Origin of the sequence: Leucobacter soli (genome assembly GCF_042659205.1) — a bacterium.
Classification (GTDB): Bacteria; Actinomycetota; Actinomycetes; order Actinomycetales; family Microbacteriaceae; genus Leucobacter; species Leucobacter soli.
In genome coordinates this window covers 1-1,763 of the sequence record NZ_JBHSRW010000339.1, presented here as the reverse complement: position 1 = coordinate 1,763, position 1,763 = coordinate 1, and the positions used below count along the sequence as shown (strand labels likewise).

Sequence of the window (1,763 nt, the reverse complement as noted above, 5' to 3'; positions counted from 1 at the left end):
ATCTAGCGCCATGAGCTGGGCCTGATCCCCGGGCTTCGCGCGCTTGCTCACGCCGACGCTGCGCAGGATCGCCCAGGCCGCGCTCGGTCCGGGCACTCGGCCGTCGACGCCGTAGCCCAGCATCCGCATCGCGGCGAGGGCGGCGACGGGGGAGGCCGGGCGCCTGCCTCGGACGGCGTCGGCGGCGCTCTGGAGGGCGACGATGAACTCGCGCGCCGTCTGCTCGGTGACCGGTGTGATCGTCAAATGCGCGCTGTGCGGCAGCCTGACGCCGTTCGACTGGGTGTGCCCGGGCTGATGCTGGATCATGAAGCCGAGACGCGTCAGCGCATCGGTGAGGTGGTGCGGATCGACGCGCCGGACGCTCGGCACCGACTCGTCGGCGACCAGCGAGAGCACGGGTCCCATCGGCCTGCCCTGCACTGCGAGGCCCGGTATGCCGTCGACCGCCCGGACGAGTCGGTGCGTCGCGCGCTCGCAGGAGGCCGTCAGTTCGCGGTAGCCCTCTGCGCCGAGCCGGCGAGTGATGGCCCATGCCGCTGCGATGGGAGAGATGGACCGGGAGCCCAGCAGGGTCGGGTTCACGACGGGGTAGCCGGGCCAGCCCGTCGTGGCGAAGAACTGTGCGCGGTGCGGCGCCCGGCCGCGGTGCAGGAGCACCGATACGCCCTTCGGCGCGTAGCCGAACTTGTGCAGGTCCGCGGAGATGCTGGTGACCCCCGGCAGCCGGAAGTCCCAGACGGGCGCGCCCGGCCACCACGGCAGTGCGAGGCCGCCGAAGCAGGCGTCGACGTGGCAGGGAATGCCGCGGGCGGAGGCCGCGTCGGAGACGGAGCCGATGGGGTCCATCGCTCCGGACGGATACGCCGGGGCCGAGACGACGACCAGCGCGACATCATCGTCGAGGTGTCCGATCAGCTCGGTGGCTCGCACGGATCCATCGGTGTCGCAGGGCACCGGGCACCACTCGAGGTCGAACATGCGCGCCGCCTTCTGGAACGCGGCGTGCGCCGTGACCGGGGCGACCAATCGCGGCACGGTTCGGCTGTCCGGGTGCCGACGGCGCCAGAGGTCCCTCGCCGCCTTCACCGCGAGGAGGCAGCTCTCGGTCCCGCCGCTCGTCACGCTGCCGACGACGGGCCCGCCGAGCCGGCGGCGGTGCCCGTTCAACGCCCGGCGGGTGAAGCTGATGAGATCGCGTTCCATCGCCGCAACCGACGGGAAGGTCGTAGGGTCGAGTCCGTTCAGCGGCCGAGCCAGTTCGGCGGCGCGGCCGGCCAGCGCATCGAGCTCCGGAAGGCCCGCATCGTAGACGTAGGAGAGCACCCGGCCGCCGTGCGTCGGCGCGTCGAGCTCCCGCAACTCGCGCAGACGCGCGAGGACCTCGGCGGAATCCGAGCCGTGGCTTCCGGCCGCCCGGTTCACTGCTCCGCTCCGGCGGGATCCTGCGGGGGAGCATGGCCGACGATGTCGCTCTCGCGGAGGCGGTAGCGGTTCAGCGTGAAGAGACTCGCGAACATGAGGATCGCCGGGAGCAGGCTGAACGAGAGCACGATGCCGACGATGGCGGACCCGGGCTGCTGCACCGTGACGCCGGAGGTGGACTCGAGATAGCCGGTGAGCGCGAGCACGATCGTCAGGGCGGTGGATCCGAGCGCCATGCCCGTGGTCTCCCCGGCGGTCCAGACGCCGCCGAACACCCCGGAGCGGGCCTCGCCGCGGTGCTCGCCGCGGTGCTCGCCGCGGTGCTCGGGCGCGGCCGG

2 protein-coding genes are annotated in these 1,763 nt (G+C 72.8%); both read right to left on the bottom strand.

The genetic code is table 11. The features are described 5' to 3' along the window. Positions 1 to 1,425: pyridoxal phosphate-dependent decarboxylase family protein (locus tag ACFPZL_RS12880; protein WP_382335760.1), on the bottom strand; the 1,425-nt coding region annotated here is incomplete at its 3' end. Beyond that, positions 1,422 to 1,763: MFS transporter (locus ACFPZL_RS12875; protein WP_382335758.1), on the bottom strand; the 342-nt coding region annotated here is incomplete at its 5' end. The genes ACFPZL_RS12875 and ACFPZL_RS12880, both read right to left, overlap by 4 nt.